General features: G+C 39.0%; 13 protein-coding genes. 3 read left to right on the forward strand and 10 right to left on the reverse strand.

Annotated features, from left to right (window positions below; translation table 11 throughout):
• The first annotated feature begins 343 nt into the window (after positions 1-343).
• On the forward strand, positions 344-2,491 hold the full coding sequence (locus tag AC1F2U_RS13445; RefSeq protein ID WP_480261569.1) for a hypothetical protein: 2,148 nt from the start codon (positions 344-346) through the stop codon (positions 2,489-2,491).
• Between the two features lie 362 nt (positions 2,492-2,853).
• On the opposite strand, the gene AC1F2U_RS13450 is transcribed toward AC1F2U_RS13445, so the two are convergent.
• The 5 genes from AC1F2U_RS13450 to AC1F2U_RS13470 form a co-directional block, all read right to left on the reverse strand.
• Positions 2,854-3,630, reverse strand: a complete 777-nt coding sequence (locus tag AC1F2U_RS13450) for a hypothetical protein (RefSeq protein WP_480261570.1) — start codon at positions 3,628-3,630, stop codon at positions 2,854-2,856.
• Positions 3,631-3,734: 104 nt separating this feature from the next.
• Positions 3,735-5,948 (reverse strand): alpha-glucan family phosphorylase, encoded by a 2,214-nt coding sequence (gene glgP, locus AC1F2U_RS13455; protein ID WP_480261571.1) that lies wholly within the window; start codon positions 5,946-5,948, stop codon positions 3,735-3,737.
• Positions 5,949-6,584: 636 nt separating this feature from the next.
• Positions 6,585-6,968, reverse strand: coding sequence for a type II toxin-antitoxin system RelE/ParE family toxin (locus AC1F2U_RS13460; RefSeq protein WP_480261572.1), 384 nt, complete (start codon positions 6,966-6,968; stop codon positions 6,585-6,587).
• Complete coding sequence (locus AC1F2U_RS13465; protein ID WP_480261573.1) at positions 6,965-7,195, reverse strand: addiction module protein; 231 nt, start codon at positions 7,193-7,195, stop codon at positions 6,965-6,967. The genes AC1F2U_RS13460 and AC1F2U_RS13465 overlap by 4 nt, the downstream gene beginning before the upstream one ends.
• Positions 7,196-7,272: 77 nt before the next feature.
• Entirely contained in the window at positions 7,273-9,723 is a 2,451-nt protein-coding gene (locus AC1F2U_RS13470; protein ID WP_480261574.1) for a hypothetical protein, read from the reverse strand.
• A gap of 84 nt (positions 9,724-9,807) precedes the next feature.
• Between AC1F2U_RS13470 and AC1F2U_RS13475 the strand changes: the two genes are divergently transcribed.
• Positions 9,808-10,224 (forward strand): ABC transporter substrate-binding protein, encoded by a 417-nt coding sequence (locus AC1F2U_RS13475; RefSeq protein ID WP_480261575.1) that lies wholly within the window; start codon positions 9,808-9,810, stop codon positions 10,222-10,224.
• A 158-nt stretch (positions 10,225-10,382) separates the two neighbouring features.
• Here the strand turns inward: AC1F2U_RS13475 and AC1F2U_RS13480 are convergent, their stop codons facing one another.
• Both AC1F2U_RS13480 and AC1F2U_RS13485 read right to left on the reverse strand, forming a co-directional pair.
• Positions 10,383-11,120: an SDR family oxidoreductase gene (locus AC1F2U_RS13480; protein ID WP_480261576.1), complete on the reverse strand. Its 738-nt coding sequence runs from the start codon at positions 11,118-11,120 to the stop codon at positions 10,383-10,385.
• A gap of 220 nt (positions 11,121-11,340) precedes the next feature.
• Positions 11,341-12,006 (reverse strand): phosphoribosyltransferase, encoded by a 666-nt coding sequence (locus AC1F2U_RS13485; RefSeq protein WP_480261577.1) that lies wholly within the window; start codon positions 12,004-12,006, stop codon positions 11,341-11,343.
• 802 nt (positions 12,007-12,808) lie between these two features.
• On the opposite strand from AC1F2U_RS13485, the gene AC1F2U_RS13490 reads away from it, so the two are divergent.
• A complete protein-coding gene (locus AC1F2U_RS13490) occupies positions 12,809-13,312 on the forward strand; it encodes a hypothetical protein (protein WP_480261578.1) in 504 nt (167 codons plus the stop codon).
• Positions 13,313-13,693: 381 nt separating this feature from the next.
• On the opposite strand, the gene AC1F2U_RS13495 is transcribed toward AC1F2U_RS13490, so the two are convergent.
• The 3 genes from AC1F2U_RS13495 to AC1F2U_RS13505 form a co-directional block, all read right to left on the reverse strand.
• Positions 13,694-14,743: a cyanophycinase gene (locus AC1F2U_RS13495; protein WP_480261579.1), complete on the reverse strand. Its 1,050-nt coding sequence runs from the start codon at positions 14,741-14,743 to the stop codon at positions 13,694-13,696.
• A gap of 331 nt (positions 14,744-15,074) precedes the next feature.
• A complete protein-coding gene (locus tag AC1F2U_RS13500; RefSeq protein ID WP_480261580.1) occupies positions 15,075-16,940 on the reverse strand; it encodes an alpha-amylase family glycosyl hydrolase in 1,866 nt (621 codons plus the stop codon).
• A 286-nt stretch (positions 16,941-17,226) separates the two neighbouring features.
• Complete coding sequence (locus AC1F2U_RS13505) at positions 17,227-18,414, reverse strand: glycosyltransferase family 4 protein (RefSeq protein WP_480261581.1); 1,188 nt, start codon at positions 18,412-18,414, stop codon at positions 17,227-17,229.
• Positions 18,415-18,537: the final 123 nt, after the last annotated feature.

The following is an 18,537-nucleotide window of genomic DNA, read 5'->3' on the forward strand; positions in this document are numbered from 1 at the left end:
TGGGTGATAAAATCTGCTTATGCTTTATATTTTTTAGACTCTGGTATCAATACATATTTAGCACTCCTTAATACTTAACTAAATATAACTTCATAATCACCTTTGCGGAATTTTGATCTGTTCTTATGTATCAAAATGTATTGGCTTATATCTTGCTCCTAGAGCGAGTCTACAAGCGTTTTGATTCTGACCGGAGTGACTGGAGGCAGAGCGTCTCCGGCTCCGCTCCTGAATTGTTACTCTTGAATTCTTCTTCAATCTCATTTATCTGAAAGCTGGGTGCAAGATTTAAGCCAATATCAACAAAAACAATTAAATTTTTGTACATTTACAGAGATTTGTTATGAACAAAAGACAACAGGTTTTTAACGGTATTGTCTTGTGGTTGGGACTAGCATTCCTGATTTTAATACTACAAAATTTCTACAGTGTATTGCAATACATTTTTTTTCTGCGAGTACCTATAATTGTTGGTTTATTGCTGTTATTCTTGCCAACAATTTCAGTAAATACTGGTTTATCAGCGATGTTAAAAAACTTATTTGTACTTCGCACTTCTAATCAGTTGGTTTTAGTTATTGGAGGTGCAGTTTTAGCAGGACTGGCTACGATACAAGTTTTCGATATCATCTTATATAATTCCCATCTTCGTTTTGATGTACCTCAGCAGCAAAAAATTCCAGAATTTCTTCAATATTTAATCGCTATTATCTTAAGTCTTCCGATTGCCATAAAGGCGATTCAGCTTTCTAAAAAAGAAATAGAAGAAGCAGATCGTAGCTGGGAAGGTTGGAGAATTATATTTGGTATTATTGTAGGAGCTTTATTGCTAATAACAAATTACTTTAACAATAAGTTTTTGCAATCAAATCAGTTTTTCAAACAGGTTTTCTTGAAAATAATTTATTTTTTGCCAGAAAGAATACAAAGAGGTTATGTAGATGTAAATGGTAATTTATCTTACGGAATTGCTGCAATAACAGTATTTTCCATTTTTCTATTAATTGTTTACGGATTAGGTTATTTTATCTTGAAACCTCGCCCAAACAGAAAAAGATTTGAAGCTCCTGCTCTTTTTTATATTACTCTCATTTTGTCAGTTATTGTAGTCTGGATAGGAGGAATTTCTTACTTTGTTGATGTGTCTCGCATTCCTACATTGTTATTATTTTTAGCAATTTCATCTGTTTCTTATGCTATTTTCAAGGTAGACCATTTTTACAAAATATACTCAAAAGATAACTGGCTCAAACCAACAGAAGAAAAGTGGATTAATGTTATCTCTCAACGTCTGAAAAATCAACCAACTGAAGATAAAACTTTAGTAGTAGTTTGTGCTAGTGGTGGAGGTATTCAAGCATCTGGATGGACAGCTAAAGTTTTAACTGGTTTACACCAAGAACTTGGATCTAAATTTACCAAAGCTATTGGTTGGATAAGCTCAGTTTCTGGTGGTTCTGTCGGAACAATGTTTTATTTGGATAGATTTGGAGATCGGGGTTATCCAGAAGAAAATCAATTAAAACAGATTTTTAAAAGTGCTACAGAAGATAGTTTGGATGCTACAGGCTGGGGATTCGCTTATCCAGATTTACTTCGTTTTATTGGTTTACCTTTTGTCTTACCAAAAGAGAAAGAGAAAAATACTACAACTGAGCAAGACCGTGGTACTGCTATCGAAATAGATTGGAAAGGGGAAATGAAAAATCCCGATGCAAGTTTAGGTAGCTGGAGCGATAAAATTGACCAAGGAATTATTCCTATTCCGATTTTTAATGCAACTTTAGTTGAAGATGGGAGGCGTTTTTTAGTTAGTCCAATGACTTTTAGCCTGCATAAGGATTGCAAATCTATAGATTTTAATACCCTTTATCCAGAATATGATATTGATGTGACGACAGCCGCTAGATTATCTGCCACTTTTCCTTATGTATCTCCTGTGTGTCGTCCTAGCCAAGACACTAGATGGAATTATCATATAGGTGATGGTGGTTATTTCGACAACTTTGGTATTGGTACTACCATAGATTTACTGAATCAACTCTTAGAATCTGAGCAATCTCACCAAATTAAAAAAGTTATTTTAATCCAAATAAATGCTTTTCCTGATGATGAGAATCCCCAAAAAGAAAAAGGCGCTCCGGGATGGCAGATGGAAGTTATTGGTTCATTGCTGGCTTTATTAAATGTTCGTAGTGATACACAGAACGAAGGCAATACATTAAATATAGAACTTTTGACAGACAAGTATAAATGTGGCTACAAGCATGATGAGCAGGAAAAAGTGCAGCAATTTTTCAAAGATAAATCTTGTCAAAAAGGAATAGAAATTATGCATATTCCCATTAAATTTCCTCGTGGTAAAATTAATCCTCCACTTTCTTGGCAGTTAACTCAAGAACAAAAAGAAGCTATTCAAAATGCATGGCAAGAGTGGAAAACAACCAACTCCAATTATATTTCTGAACTCAAAAAAATATTTCCAGAGTAATAAGTATTCATTCAGATAATAAAATAGGATTTTTAGAGGTTGTTTGAAAAGTCCTCTTCTTAATAGCAAAACGTTCTAGATCCCCCTAAATCCCCCTTAAAAAGGGGGACTTTGATTCCGGTTCCCCCCTTAAAAAGGGGGGCTAGGGGGGAGCAGCTAGTGCCTAAAATCACAGCCAACCACTTTTCAAACATCCTCTTATAACAATCCTATTTTATTTGTGAAAAGTGTAAATCGTAGATCCCTGACTTCGAAAAATTTGTCGGGGATATTGTTTCTCAATAATTATCTGATTGTGCAAAATAAACTAGTTTATTTTGCACAATCAGATAATTATTGTAAGGACAATTCATGAATTGCATCTACTCAAACAAGGGCAAGTTATTCGGGTCAATACCCTGAGATTGTAAGTACGCAATCAGTCGTTCTTTTTGCTGGCGTTCTTGTTCGGCGCGTTGACGTTCTTGTTCGGCGCGTTGGCGTTCTTGTTCAATCTGTTCTACAGCCCACGGTAACAAGTTACCATCTCGATCCCACCAGCGCAACCAATAACCAGTGCGACCTTCTTTTGTTCCTTGCCAAGTTCCTAAAAATAAGCCCATTACATCAATCCAATGACGACCATTTTCGTCAGGTTGCTTTAACTCATAGCGTTTATTTTCCAGTTGATAATATTCTAATAAACCGCCATAAGGTTCAAAAATTATGTAGATGGGAATTTGCAAAATTTGCTCGTAGAAAAACCATTTTCCTGGTGGATAAGTTCGCTTGACTGAATATTCTCCACCCTCAGTATCGGATAAAAATTCGATAGCGATCGCCGGAATATCTCCTTCTAAATTGGGTGTATAACTTTTGCGATTACCCACCACTTCATTAACCGATGGCACATAAACCCAGTCTAGTGCTTTGGCAATAAATTGCTCGTTGACTGTCGCACAAAGACCAAAGTTTGAAGCTATCAACATCTGAGGTTGAATGAATCCACTGATTTCTAGGCTTTCACGCAAAGCACCAGCCAAAAGTGGCTGACCGGTATTCTCCACTGGTTCATCCTCTAGTTGAAAATCTTTGGGCAAGGCTTCCCAAGAGATTACCAGTTCTATTGGTGATTTAGCTTGGCTGAGTTGGGTTGCCATAAACACAGCATGAATTTATTCTCGATCTTATCGCAAGCGATACTAGGAGCAAAAAAAGGGGCAGAAAACCCGCCCCTCTATTTAACCAGGAAACTAAAAATGCTCTAAAGCAGTACTTTAGCTAAAATTGGTTCCACACTCTTAGAAATTTCTGGGACATACACCTGTGAAACGTAGTCGGCAATCATTCTGTCGGTGTTGAATAACGGCGCATTTGTCTTAATGGATGTTTTCATCATCTGCACCCAACGATGGGGAATACCTTGGGCATCTTGGTCATAGTATAGAGGAACGATTTCTTCTTCTAACAGCTGATAAAGCGATCGCGAATCAATCCGATCTTGCAATTCTTGATCGCTAGTATTAGCATCTTCACCAATTGCCCAACCGTTAATTCCTTTACCATCTGGCCCTGCTTGGTAGCCTTCGCACCACCAGCCATCTAAAACGCTGCAATTAAGACCGCCGTTGAAGCAGACTTTTTGCCCACTCGTACCAGACGCTTCCAAAGGACGACGGGGATTATTCAACCAAACATCCACACCTTGCACCAATTTTTGACCAGTGTAAATGTCGTAATCTTCAATAAAGGCAACTCGGTTGATAATCCCGGAATTGTGACACCACTCCATCAAGCGCTGAATAATCCGCTTACCTTCTTCATCGGCTGGGTGCGCTTTACCTGCAAAGATAATTTGTACTGGACGTTGAGCATTATCAAAAATCTTCAGTGCGCGTTCGGCATCGCGCAAAATCAGATCCCCGCGTTTATAAGGGCTGAAGCGTCTGGCAAATCCAATGGTCAATACATTGGGATCGAGTAATTTTTCTGTTGCTTGAATGAGTTCATGATTTTCGCCACGCAACTCCCGTGATTTCTTCACCTTATAACGGGTGAAGGCAATCAATCGTTCTTTGAGAATGAGATGCCGCGACCACAATTCCTCGTCGGGAATCTCATCAACTTTAGCCCACATTTTGGGATCGACGGCGCGACTTTTCCAGTCTTCTCCCAAATATTGGTCATATAAGTCACCTAACAAGGGTGCAGTCCAAGTGGGTGCATGAACGCCATTGGTAATGTAACCAATTGGTACTTTATCTTCTGATCGCTGCGGATAGAGAACTGTCCACATTTTACGAGAAACTTGACCGTGCAATTCACTCACGCCATTGCAAGCACGAGACATCCGCAATGCTAAAACGGTCATCCCAAAGGGTTCCCAAGGATCGCCCAATCGCCTTGCACCCAATGCCAAAAATTGCTCGCGGGAAAGTCGCAATTGCGGCCAATAGCTGGCAAAGAAGGAATCTATTAAATCGGGTGAGAAGACATCATGACCGGCGGGAACGGGGGTATGGGTGGTGAATACGCAACTGTTCCGCACCTTGGCTTCGATGTCGTAGAAGGATTTCCCAGTCCGCTCAATTTCTACCCGCGCAACTTCTAAGGTGCAGAATGCAGCGTGTCCTTCGTTGAGGTGATAGACAGAAGGTTCAATTCCCAAGGCGTGTAGGGCGCGAACACCACCAATTCCCAAAACGACTTCTTGGGCGATGCGGGTTTCCAAGTTACCGCCGTATAAGTGTCCCGTCAACCAACGGTCAATGGGATCGTTATCGTTGCGATCGCTATCTAATAAATATAAGGTGACTCGTCCAACTTGCACTCGCCAGATTTGCACTTTCACAACCCGCTGGCGAACTTGTAACTCGATAGTCACCGATTCCCCTTGCTCATTTTTAATCAACTCCAGGGGCATGTGGCCAAAGGGATTGTCAATATAATAATCTTCTTGCCAACCTTGGCGGTTCAAGCGTTGCCGAAAATAACCTTGGCGATATAACAAACCAACACCAACCAACGGCACGCCTAAATCTGATGATGATTTCAAGTGATCCCCGGCGAGAATTCCTAAGCCGCCAGAGTAGACGGGTAGAGATTCATGGATGCCAAATTCGGCGCAAAAGTAAGCAATAGGATGCAATGCAGATACTTGCGGTGCAACTCGACTGACCCAAGTATCTTGCTGGTTGATGTATTGGTCAAACTCACGCGCGAGGGCGGATATCTGCTTTATGTAAAATGGGTCTTCTGCTAATTGCGTCAGACGCTCATAAGTTGCCGACTCTAAAATCGCTACTGGATTATGTCCACAGCGTTCCCATTCTTGGGGATCGATTGTTTGGAATAGGGAGATGCGATCGCCACTCCAGCTCCACCAGTAGTTATAAGCCAAATCTGCTAAACGCTTGAGCGGTGAAGGTAACTTTTCACTCAAGTGTCGTGCTGCGGTGATTGCACTGCTATTAGCCATACTAAATCTAAGTCCTCGCGCTTAACTTTTTCTCTATGTATCGGGAACTGTGGAAGAAGCAAGGGAACAGGGAGCAAGGGAGAAGAGTTTTCCCTTTTGCACCCCGCTCCGATGCTTCTTTTCCATGCCCAGTCCCTTTTATTTACTCTTCAGGTTTATAACACCGGAGCCTTCACTTGCTGAATTCTCCCCCTGAAGTTGGAACAGTCTCTCGACATCAAACCTTATCCAAGTAAATGGTTTGTATTGTTTTCGTCTTCTAAAAATTATCTCTACTTTTGGACAGATTTAATATTTTTTTCTATCAAATTCGTTGACATTATTTTACTTTTTTTATTTTATTGTAAATATTTATTTATATTTTTACAATCAGCAACTAAAGTTATTTATATGTCTTGATAATAGTCAATTTTTAACTACAGCTATTTGCATCATAATAATGCTTTTTATCCGACAATCACAGCAATCATGCCGTTATTCACGATAAAACTCATATCTATTAACGAATAATTAAAAATCGATTATAAAGTGGCAAAATATGTATCTGAAGATTCACTTTTTGTAAAAATTTGCATCATACGATACCCAAAATTCTTTTGGGCGGCTAAAGCATTAAATTTAGGAATAACCAGCCTTTTAGCTATTTAAACTCATAGTTTGGCATACTAAGTTAATAAAGAGCCACAAAATTATTAGTGCGATCAACGTATTTTTATTAAATTTCAATATTTCTTTGTTTCCAGTAATTCGGTTTGCGCTTACCATGCGCAATCGCAATAACCAAATCACTTCTTCAAGCACCGTATAAAAAATCAGATAGGGAAAACGTTGAATAGCATAACGACGTATTCCTTCAATCTTGTGTGGAGTTCCTAAATAGGGGGTTTGCTGAATTTTAAGAATAACTTTTTCCACTTCAGATAGTAAATCTAGCCCAAAGCCTACTTTTTGAGCTTCATAATAAGCTATTGCAGCATCAAGCTCCTTCCGAGCTTCAGTGTGGATAACAATAAACTTCACGAATATTTTTCTCGTAACTCAGAAAAAACTTGAGATGATGGTTCTCCAATAGCTGTTTTGCGATTAATATCCTCCAACCGTTGGGTTAATTCCGTATCCCAAGCAGTTTCTAGATTATCATCTATACCCTCATCTAGAGAATGAATTAAAAAGTAGGCAATTTCAGCGCGTTCTTTTGCAGAAAGCTGAGAAAGTTCGAGTTTAAGTTTTTCCGCAATTTCACTCATGCTTTGGAGTCTCCCCAACAATTGTAATTATAGGCTCAACTATTCAATCGTAACATCGACGTTGCCCCCCGTTTGTCCTATTCCTTGGTAGCAAACCATTGTAGGGGCAAAAATTTCATAATATTAGTTACACTTTTTAAAGTTTTTAATTCTGGGATATCTGGTTTTAATTGTTCTGCGATCGCTAATTTTGGTTCAGCTTGTGTAGGTTGAAAATTATATAAATAAACAAAAGCTAAATAAATCCATGTGTAAGGATTTTGAGCATCATATTTAGTTAATTCTTTTAAATTTTGGATTAATTCCGGGACTTGGCGCTGTAAAAGTTGTGATAAGACTAAAGTGTAACGCCAATTTAAATTATTTGGCTCTGTTTGCAAATAATAATTAGCCGCAAAATCAATTTGTTTTAAATAATCCTGAGTAGGATCGTATTGATTGAAATGAGCTATCTGCACAAATATATTCTTTAATTTACCCTGTTGTAACTCTTGTGCTAGCTGTGAAGTTCGGGTAATTAAATCTAAAGCTGGCGATTTTTCTACTGTTCCTACATCTGTCACATTTACAGTAGTATCTGGAATATTTAAAGATGTAGCTTTGTTGTTTCTTCTATCTAAATATAGTGCTGATAGCTGATATTTTCCTAGTGGTAATGTTTTAGGAATAAATGTAGCTAAAGCTTCTTTCACCCGGAAACTTCCTTCAGGATGACATTTTATGCCACAGTATAAATTACCCAAGCCAATGGCATGATCGTGATACCAAGATGATTGGTCATTTTGCCATTTTAACAGTAATATCCCATTTTGCAGATCATTCCATGAACCTGTTATTTCATAATTTACAGGGTTGTTTTTATCCAAAATTAACTGCTGAGAAATCGCTACTTTTTCTAGACTAATTGCAGACTCGTTATTATTTATTTTTTCAACAACTACAGGAGGATTTTTGCAGTTATATAATCGCATTTTATCTTTTTGAGGTAATATCCAATCGCCCTGTAATTTCAAATCATTAGAAGATTCGACTAAAGATTTGAATTTCCGTTTAGTCTCTCCACTTTCTCCAGGTTTATATGGTTCATTATCTCTAGTAATATACCAACAAAAATATTGTAAATCTTGCTCTATCTGAGACAATTTGGTTGTTAATTTTCTGCCAGATACGCGGAAATCTGCTAATGTCCCAAAATAATTTAAAGTATACTCATTTATCTGCGGTGTAGAAACAGGAATTACCCCTAAATTCGACCTTAAATATAAATTGGTTTCGGTGATTTTGTGTATCAGTTTCTCCAGAGGATATTCTTTAGCATCATTATTAGGTAAATGTCTACCACCCCATGCTTGAATTAGGGGTAATGGAAACAAATTGTTTAGTAAAACTATGCAACTTAATACTAAAGTGGCTAATCTCAGTCTATCAAAATATATATTTTCAACTAAATTGAATAAATCCGCCAATATTAAACTAATTATCGGAAAGCATGGCAGAATAAATCTAATGTCTTTATTTGTGCCCAAAGAACAAATTATATAGCTACTTACTAAGGTAACTAATAACCACATTCGAGCCGATTTATGGAGATTTTCTGAAATTAAATTAGTAGTAAATTTATATTTAATCAGATAAACCAATAAAATGCCAATACTCGCACATAATATTGGTAAACCAACGGTTTCTGGGATCATTTGTGGATAGTATAACCACCCAGCAATAGTTGTGGGAGAAGGATCGCCTTCCCTTTTTCCAACTTGGTTAGCATTTAATGCTGATGTAATAATTGTTAACCAATTTAAGCCATACCAAAAACTACAAATTAACCAAGCTATTATCAACGATGAGCAAGTTTGAATTAGTTTGATAAATCTACGTTTTCTTATAATATTAATTAATACCCAAATACTAGGAACTAAAATAAAAATAAAACCTGTAGGTTTAGCCAATAAGATTAAACCTATTCCAACGCCCAATAGGATAGTTAACGCCCATGAGAAAAACCCAATATAACTATCTTTCCAAATTGTTAAGACTGTAAAAGTTACTGTAACAATTGCCGTCAAACCATAATCTAATAAATAATCTGTCCGAATAATTCCTAAAATAGGAAATAACACACAAAATATGCTGGCAGTTATGCTGATTTTTCGATTGTTAAATAAAAAATTACCTAAATGATATACTGAAACTATAATCATTGCAGTATACAATAAGTTGACCAAACTTGCTTGGTCATATCCACGACCAAACAACATTAAAAATGGGACAGTGCAAATATATACAAAAGGAGCGCGATAACTTGGAGTTAATTCCCACAGAGATAACCACCAATCTCCTGAGAAGATATTGAAGTTTTGAAAAATTTTATAATGATGTAATGCTGTAGCTAAATGTGCGCTTTGATCGAAGGCTGGAATCGAGTCATCTAACAAAAACCAAGCTCTATCTATAGCTAGTGTGATCAGCCAAATTATTAAGAGGATAGTATAATCTTTTCGATGTTGAGAAGAGTCAAAATCACTCATATTTATTCGATCAAAAACAAAGTTTAACCAATTATATATCTGTCATGTATCGACGTTTTACTAATAGCAAAATAAATATGTGTAGTGAAAAACTATACTGCTCCCAAAGGTCAAGCGATTCTAGTACCGGAAGATTCGCCGATTCAGACGCTGGCAGACCTAAAGGGTAAAAAGATCGCTTTTGACAAAGGCTCAAGTGCCCATTATGTGCTTGTGCGATCGCTGGCAAAAGTCGGCCTCGATTTTAGTGACATTAAACCAGTTTTTTTGACACAACCGGAGGCGCTGTCCCGATTCTGCGGAGGTGAAATCGATGCTTGGGTGCATTTGTTCCCCTACACAGCTACTCTTGCCCGAAGCGCTTACCCAAGGCGATCGATTGCAGATTTAGAGAGCATATTTGGTGACAAAGCCTCCCTGGAAGTTCCGACTTATTACTACGCGATTCCAGAGCTAGATGGAACCTACAATTTGCAGACTAAGCAAAACTGGATTTATTAATCTGAACACTGACAATTTATACAGCTTTACCTAAAATAGTTACGTTTTTAAACGCAGAGGGACGCTAAGGAAAGCGCAGAGGTACACAGAGTTTTTTTAAGTGAGATTGTATTCTCACTCGTGTGTTCAAGATATCGTCTGGTTATCTGAGCCGAAATTTAAAGTTCTTGACGTGTCGGACGGATGATGATTTCATTCACATCAACATCACTGGGTTGCTCTATGGCGTATGCGATCGCACGGGCAATGGCATCTGCATCAATGGCGATCTCATAAAGTTGATTAATTCCTGCTGCTGTGTCTTTATCGGTAATCGTGGTAGTCAGTTCGGTGGCAACGGCTCCTGGTGAGATATTAGTCGAACGGATTTCACCATTTGACTCTAACCGCAGCCCCTCAGAAATCGCTCGCACTGCGTACTTAGTAGCACAGTAAACTGCTGACCCCGCAAACACCTTATGTCCGGCCACTGATGATAGGTTAATGACGTGACCAGACTTTTGCTGACGCATAATCGGCAACACGGCAGCAATCCCATAGAGAACGCCCTTAATGTTGATATCGATCATCCGATCCCATTCCTCTACCTTTACTTGGTCGAGGGGAGAAAGCGGCATCAATCCGGCATTATTGATTAGCACGTCGATCCGGCTGTATGTACTCAAAGTTTCCTTCGCTAAAGCTTCCACTTGGGCGCGATCTGCTACATCCGTTACTTGATAGGTTGCAGTCCCTCCTGATTTAGCGATCGCTCCAACCAAATCTTTGAGCCGATCTTCGCGTCTGGCAGCCAGCATCAGTTTGGCTCCACTAGCAGCAAGTCGCTTCGCAGTTGCCTCGCCTAACCCACTGCTGGCTCCGGTGATGATTACCACTTTGTTTTCAATTTCAGACATATTTATTCCTGGGGATTATTGAGTATGGCTCGTGAAACATCGGGTGCTGTTTCAGATGAACTCAGTATTATTTAACCATATCAACTAGTTTGTATACTCGATTGACGTTTTTGTATCGACAACATCACTAATCCGAACCGCTATCATCACGCCGTTTGATTTCTGTGCCGTTAAAATTTCAGTTGGTGAGTTGAGACCATCTCATAAACTTAATCTTTATCTACATACCAAGAGGTATTGCTTCACCGTTATTTGCCGCTTTTGCGAGTAAGTCACAGACTTCTTCATCGCTCGTTTGAGGAAAGCTCTCGTACCAAAGACCAACGCTCTGGAAAGGGTTGGGTCTGGAGATGCAAACGATTTCGTCAACCTCAGTTTCTAACTCTTGGCAAGTTTCAGGTGCGGCCACAGGCACAGCGATCGCAATCTGAGCAGGTTGCTGTTTTCGCACAGTTACAACAGCAGCCCACATCGTTGCACCGGTTGCTAAACCATCATCTACCAAGATGACTGTGCGTCCTTTCAAATCTCTTAAGGGGCGATTTCCCCGATAAAGCCGTTCCCGCCGCTCTAACTCCCGTTCTTCTTGCACCGCAACCCTGGCAATTACTTCATCGGATATCTTCACCAGGTTGATAATATATTTATTGACTATCCGCACACCACCAGAAGCGATCGCTCCCATCGCTAGTTCTTCTCGATCGGGTACACCCAATTTACGTACCACTAAAACATCTAAGGGAGCATTTAACGTTTTGGCAACTTCAAAAGCAACGGGGACACCACCCCTTGGTAGCCCTAATACCAGAACATCTGGGTCATTAGCATAAGCGGTTAACTCCTTAGCCAAAAGTTGACCCGCAAACCTCCGATCTTTAAATAGCATGATGTGATATTCCTAATTGGTTTCCAAAAAATTAAATAAATATTTACAATTGTTATTGGCAATCAACTTCAAAAAATGTAGCAATTGAGCAAATTCCGAACTTGTTGTGATAGTTCAGATGTTCTAAAACGATCTTAGAAAGCTAAATATTCCCTGTCCTCCACTAACGGAGCGACAATCTTCAATCTACAGTTCTATCAAACGGATGAGTTAGCTTTAATGCAACAAGATTTCTGCATCTTCTGTTGAGACTATTTTACTACTTCCGACTCAATATCCCTCGCCAAATGGCTTGCTGAGAAGACCCTGTGACGTGGTTAACTCTCGCTGTAGGGGGTTTACTGCTCTAGGTAACTGGTGTTAGCGTGAAGCCAAGTAATAGGGCGATCGCAAAAGAAGGGTGACATGGAAAACCTAATGTTTAAGTAGGGGTGCATTTGAAAACTGCTATAAGTTTTGCCACTTGCTAACATTTACTGTTAGACTTTTACCGAGTATTTTTTTTACTTTAAAATAGAAAAATACTTAATTAATTGTTAGCAGATGCAAAAATCTATGAAAATCCAGTAATAATGCAATTGTTAATTCTTCGCGTGTCCCCTGTTGCAGACCTTGTGTTGATATTATCTTTACATTCTCCCTAAATTGTGAACATGAGATAATGCAGCATCTGGTTGTTGGTTATATAATGCTTAATATTACAGAGAAAAGTCATCAAAGTTACCCGATTAACACTTTTGAATAAAAATTAATAGGGTAGAATCACTGAATATGCTTGAAAATCAAAAGAAGGGTGTTTTTAATGATCGGCTTAACCAATTCAGAAAACGGCACAGTTAGCAGCACAGCAGCTACTAAGAGACTGGCAAGGGCGATGATGGTTTCTGGTGGACAGTTTTCACTATTATTGGCTTGTTGTAACTGCGTTCAGAAGCAGGAGCAAGTGCTGAATTTACTAACAGAATTTTCATCAGCAGATATCCACGAAATTTTGCTCTCACCTACTGATGATAAATTATACACAGCCATTAAAAGTAAAATTGGTACTACTCAACCCGAAGCTTTGATAGTACGAGGCTTAGAATCTGTAGTGGCAATTAACCAACTGATTATCAGTACCAATATCATGCGAGATGAGTTTCGGAAACAGTTTCAGTTTCCCTTGGTGTTGTGGGTCAATGATGAAATTCTGCGTAAGCTAGTCTGGCTAGCACCCGATTTTAAAGACTGGGCAGCTAGTACTATTAGATTTGATGTACCGAATAATCAGTTAATTGAATCCGAACAACAACCTATCAGCGCCTAATATTGCTCGAAATTACTTTCAAAATCTTATATATGCTAGGTTGAGCCGAGCAAAAGCGAAGCTCAGTTTATGTCACATGCTTTTCTAAAATTACTTTTATTTAACCCTCTCTGACACAAGTGAGCTAAAAGCTCCTGGAAGTTATTTTCAAAATTAGAATATAGTCAAAATTAAGGGTTATAACAATTAAAAATTAGACCTGCCTTGAAAATAAGTCAGGTCTTATTGATTGTTTTGTTATCAGCGTGCCGACGATAAAATGAACTATTTTACTAATATTTAAGTGCTTCAATGTTCATCTCATCGTCACCCTTACTTACAATTTTCTCGCTAACCATCGTGACAAATCCCGTTTGAAATAGGCTGAATCAGCCCTCCCACTCAATAGGGATTTGAATCAATCCGTCCCCTTTTGACACTCCTGAGATAGTACCCAGAAGTTGGTCTATTTCTTAAGTTGAAGGTGTCGCCACTGCGAACTTTCCAAATTTTGTAATTGGAAAAGGTCAAAGGCTTTCGAGGTTCGCATACTTCTGGCAGATGATTGCCAAGTACAAAGTATGCTGCACCCCTACCCATAACTTTCACCAAACCGTTTTTATCCACAAGAACCGATGTACTTTCACTAACTGCTATACCTAAAACACTGCTAGATACACCATCCTTAATTTGACGGGCAATGAAAGTCATAATTCGACCCATTCTTTCCCGTCTGTCGAAGTGTGTATCTACGATAGTTCCCTTCAAATTACTCCAATTGAAAAAGCTGTAAGTAAAAGTAATGTCTCGGTAGGGATCTTCGAGTGCGTCTCTAGTTTCAATGCCTTTTTCGGAAGAAGCGCAAGCATCATAGACACAATCACTTTGGATCATTGCACCCGCACTAGTGCCACCAATACCACCTCCCTTAAGGTAAACTGACTTCACGGCAGCCTCAAGCTTGGTATCTTTCCAGTTGCGGATATATTGACATTGATCCCCGCCAGCAAAGAAAACTACATCAGCATTTCGGATTTTTTCATAAATCTCAGCTTTATTTGCCTCTTGTCTATCCCGAACCAGAAGAGTTTCCACAAAATTTACGCCCTTCATGGCATAAATTAGCCGATTGTAATCGTGATTACCATTAGTGCGAAGAACTACAACATTAACTTTAGTGCTGGAGTTACTACCTCCCCTAACTTGGTTAATCATCCACTGGATAGCATCATCGACATCGGGGCCTCCTCCACCCAAACTCAGGACTGGGCCCGCTAAGGAGGGACGGACATCAAAGGAAGGAGAGGTGGAGGGGCGAACATCAACAGTATCACCCAGGAAGAAGCGTCTCCAGCTTTCAATAAAACGGTTTATTAGGAAGGTTCCCATCTTCAACAACTTGATTCCTGTACTTTTCAAGCGCCTTGCTATGCTTGGGAATGCCTTTGTCATACTAAACTTCTAGAGCAAACTGCAATTATTGCTAGGCTGTGACGCATTTTAATTGCTTATTTATTCGTGAAATTTGTCCTTTGTCATTAGTCATTTATCAGTTGTTGTGAATAACCAATTGACTTAGGACAGTCTTAACGAAAAATGTGCAATTTAGACGCGCACTAGCTTAACTGTGGCACTAGATCGGGTAGAATTTCCAGCGTACAGGTCTTGTACTGTTTGTTAACGCAAAATAACGCAGAGCGATCGCTAATTCTCTGCGTTACTGTGCAAAAATCTCTACATTGCTTGTAGCGTTTAATTCTGGGCAGATGAAACCTAAAATAGATTAGGTATTGGTTGTCACTGTCCAGATGCTTCCGTAGTTACTGGGAATAGTTACCCAATATTCTGAATAACTGGGAACGTCGATTAAATTGTTTTCACCATTTAGTTCTTCTTGATAATTGCCAGCAATTGGGAACCAGAAGGGTACACTTTGATCGCGATCGCTAAAGTTAAGTGCTACTAGGCTAAACTTGTTACCATGTTTGCGCGAGAATAGCAGTACATTTTTGGAATGATAGCGGTCATAATCGTTGTAAAAGAAATGGTCGCCTTCCGTAAACTGCGGTTGCTGACTACGCAGTTTAATCAACTTGCGTACTAAGGAAAGTACGCTCTTACCAATGGGATCGTAAAAATAATCCCATCGTACAGGTCGAAGCAACATCACTCTACCAAAACCTTGTTCTGGCAGGAAATAGTTTTCACCAAATTCCTGACCTTGCCACAGTAGCGGAATCCCTTTACCAGTAAAAATCCCAATTAGGTAAGGCTGGACTTTATACCATAAGTCACGATTACCTTCTTTTAATAAATCATTATCGCGGGCGATCGTATCAAAGTTACAAACAAAGCGGGAGTGGTCATGATTTTCTAGATATTGCAGTGCTGTTTTAGCAATTTTGTCACCATTGTTTGTAATCTCTGAAGGATAGCCATCCAGACCAAGTTTAAAGCCAAGATTAGCTAAATCACCTTTATTTCCATGAGCTACACTTTCAGCTGCCCCAAAAGTTTCATTTTGCCAGGTAGAGTTGGTATAAGTTTGTTCGAGAATCTCCTTTGGTCCTTCTAATTGTTCAGCACACTGAATCAAATTGATCGTGTCATCGTTTGTGTCATTGTTAAAGAATCTCTGCCAATACTCGCCAGTTTGTCTCTTTTGTTTGACTGTTTTGTAAGTGTTAAAAACTAAATTAGCGTAACCAACTCCTGTAGAACCATCCCAGTAATTGGGTACGCAGTCATAGCGAAAACCATCGACATGATAAACCTCTAACCAGTGATAATTAACTGTATAGAAAAAGTCTTGGGTAAACTTGCGATTATAGTCTGTACTTTCGCCAAATAAATCTTTAGCAAATGTCCCCATAAAAGGATTATCACGATACCCTAGTTTTCTGTAAACATAAGAGTATGGAAAACTATCACCAGTATGACCATAAACGGCATCTACAATTACAGCAATGTTGTTTTGATGTGCCGCATCAATTAAACTTTGTAAATCTTTTCTTTTACCAAATCGTTCATCTACACCAAAATAGCCAATTGGTAAAAAACCCCAATCTACTGTTAAGGCTACATTGGAGAGTGGCATGATTTCGAGACAATTAACTCCCAAATCTGCTAAATAGCCGAGTTTTTCAATTGTTCCATCAATATTGCCGCCGAATTCATCAATCATCAATTCGTAGAGAACAATATCTTTTAAATTTGGAGTTTTCCAGGTTTTTTCTTTCTGGCTCCACTCATATTGTTGATAGCCAAGTGTGAAAGCAGATAATTTACCCACACCAAATTCTCTGGCAAAAGGGTCAATAATCCAATCTATTTCTCCTTGATTGGGATTTTGTAAGCAATAGCGGTAAACATATCTACCTGGTTCTCCCCATGCAGATTTGGCACTGGGTTTTGATTGAGTTTTGATATCTATTTGAGTTGACCAATAATCACCATACTCTGAGTCGATAGAATGCTTGAGTTCAAATTCTAAGGGTTGAATATCTTGGAGAAATTGATCTTTTTCGTGGATAATTTTAATTATTAGCCGATTTCCATCCTTTTGAGAAACCCAAGGTAGAAATAGTCCAAAATCAACAATACCGTTGGCTTCTCTAGCTCCTAGTTTATCCAAAGGAAGCAGTTTCATATCGTCATCCTTGATGAATTAGCTTTTTCTAGTGTTGCTGATTTCGGAATTCTAAAAATACAGCATAATTCAGGAGTAAAACACGCTTTATAGCTGGCTAACAGATTTAGCTTGTGTACCTTACCAACTTGAAATATGCTGTAATATCTAAAACCAGATTAAATTTGCACTACTTCAGAAATTGCAGCAGTACCAGCTATAAACTTATCAAAGGTTGATTAAGGATTTATGCAAGTTCAAATAAAATTTTAGATCCCCAACTTCTTGAAGAAATCGGGGATTTATATTACCACGGTATTTGCGATCGCTCTTGTACGACTTGCTGATATACTTGCTCGGTTTGCTTGGCTAATTTCGGCCAGCTAAAGCGTCGCTCTAAATCCTCATAAGCGTTATCCACCAGCCATTGGCGATAATCTGGATTTTTCAACACTTCCAAAATTCCCCAAGCTAACGAATCGGGATTGTTCACCCAAGTGACAATGCCTGTTTTGGTATGTTGCACCACTTCTGGAAAACCACCAGTATCAGAAACTACTACAGGTACACGCGAAGCGAAGCTTTCTAAAGCTACAATCCCAAAGGGTTCGTAAAGACTCGGAAAAACGGCGCAGTCGGCGACAGTTTGAAATTTATCTAAGTATTCATCGGAGAGAAAACCGGTAAAATAGCAATGATGCCAAATTCCTAAATCCCAGGCTTGGCGCTTGAGATGGTCGGTATTGCCGCCACCAACGATTACAAATTTAACGTTACCTCCCATTTCTGAAAGGATTTTGGGTGCAGCATTAAGTAATATAGGTACACCTTTTTCGTAGGTCATCCGACCGAGGTAGTAAACTATTTTCTCTTCGTCTGCGGCAAATTGGCGGCGAAAATCCAGAGCATGAAAATCGATGTGATGCTGTTTCTTTTCGGCTCGGATACCGTTATAAATGACATCGATTTTGTTCCAAGGACTGTAGAGCGCTCGTTCTACTTCTTGGCGCATATAGTCGCTACAAACAATAATCCGCCACGCATTGTAAGCTAACAAGGTTTCTTTGCCATTTATATAACCTTGGATATCTGTGTGAATCCCGTTATAGCGTCCGTATTCAGTAGCATGAATTGTGGCAATTAGTGGTATTTTAAAATTATGCTTGAGAGCGATCGCAGCATCTCCAACTAACCAATCATGGGCATGAATTAAATCAAAAGGCCCTTCTTCTAAAATCAATTTACCACCGTGATCTCCCATACTCAAGTTGAGATTCACTACCCAGTGGAAAAAGTCGTTACTATATGCCACTGGCACTCGATGTATCTTTACTCCTTCAACAACCTCATACATCGATGCGTGACCAAACTCAGCTGTAATCAGGTGGATTTCATGTCCTAGCTTTACCAGTTCTGGGTACAACTCCGCCACATGTCGCGCAATTCCCCCAATAATCCTTGGTGGAAACTCCCAACTCAGTACCAGTATCTTCATCTACTAGACTCCCCGACACTTTATAAATATCTAACAAACTACATTTACCTAAAAATACAAGTCTGGCCAATGCAGTGAGTACTTTTACTAAAATTCTTAGATTTATCAAAGGTTATCAACTTT

Source organism: Nostoc sp. LEGE 12454 (assembly GCF_056620565.1).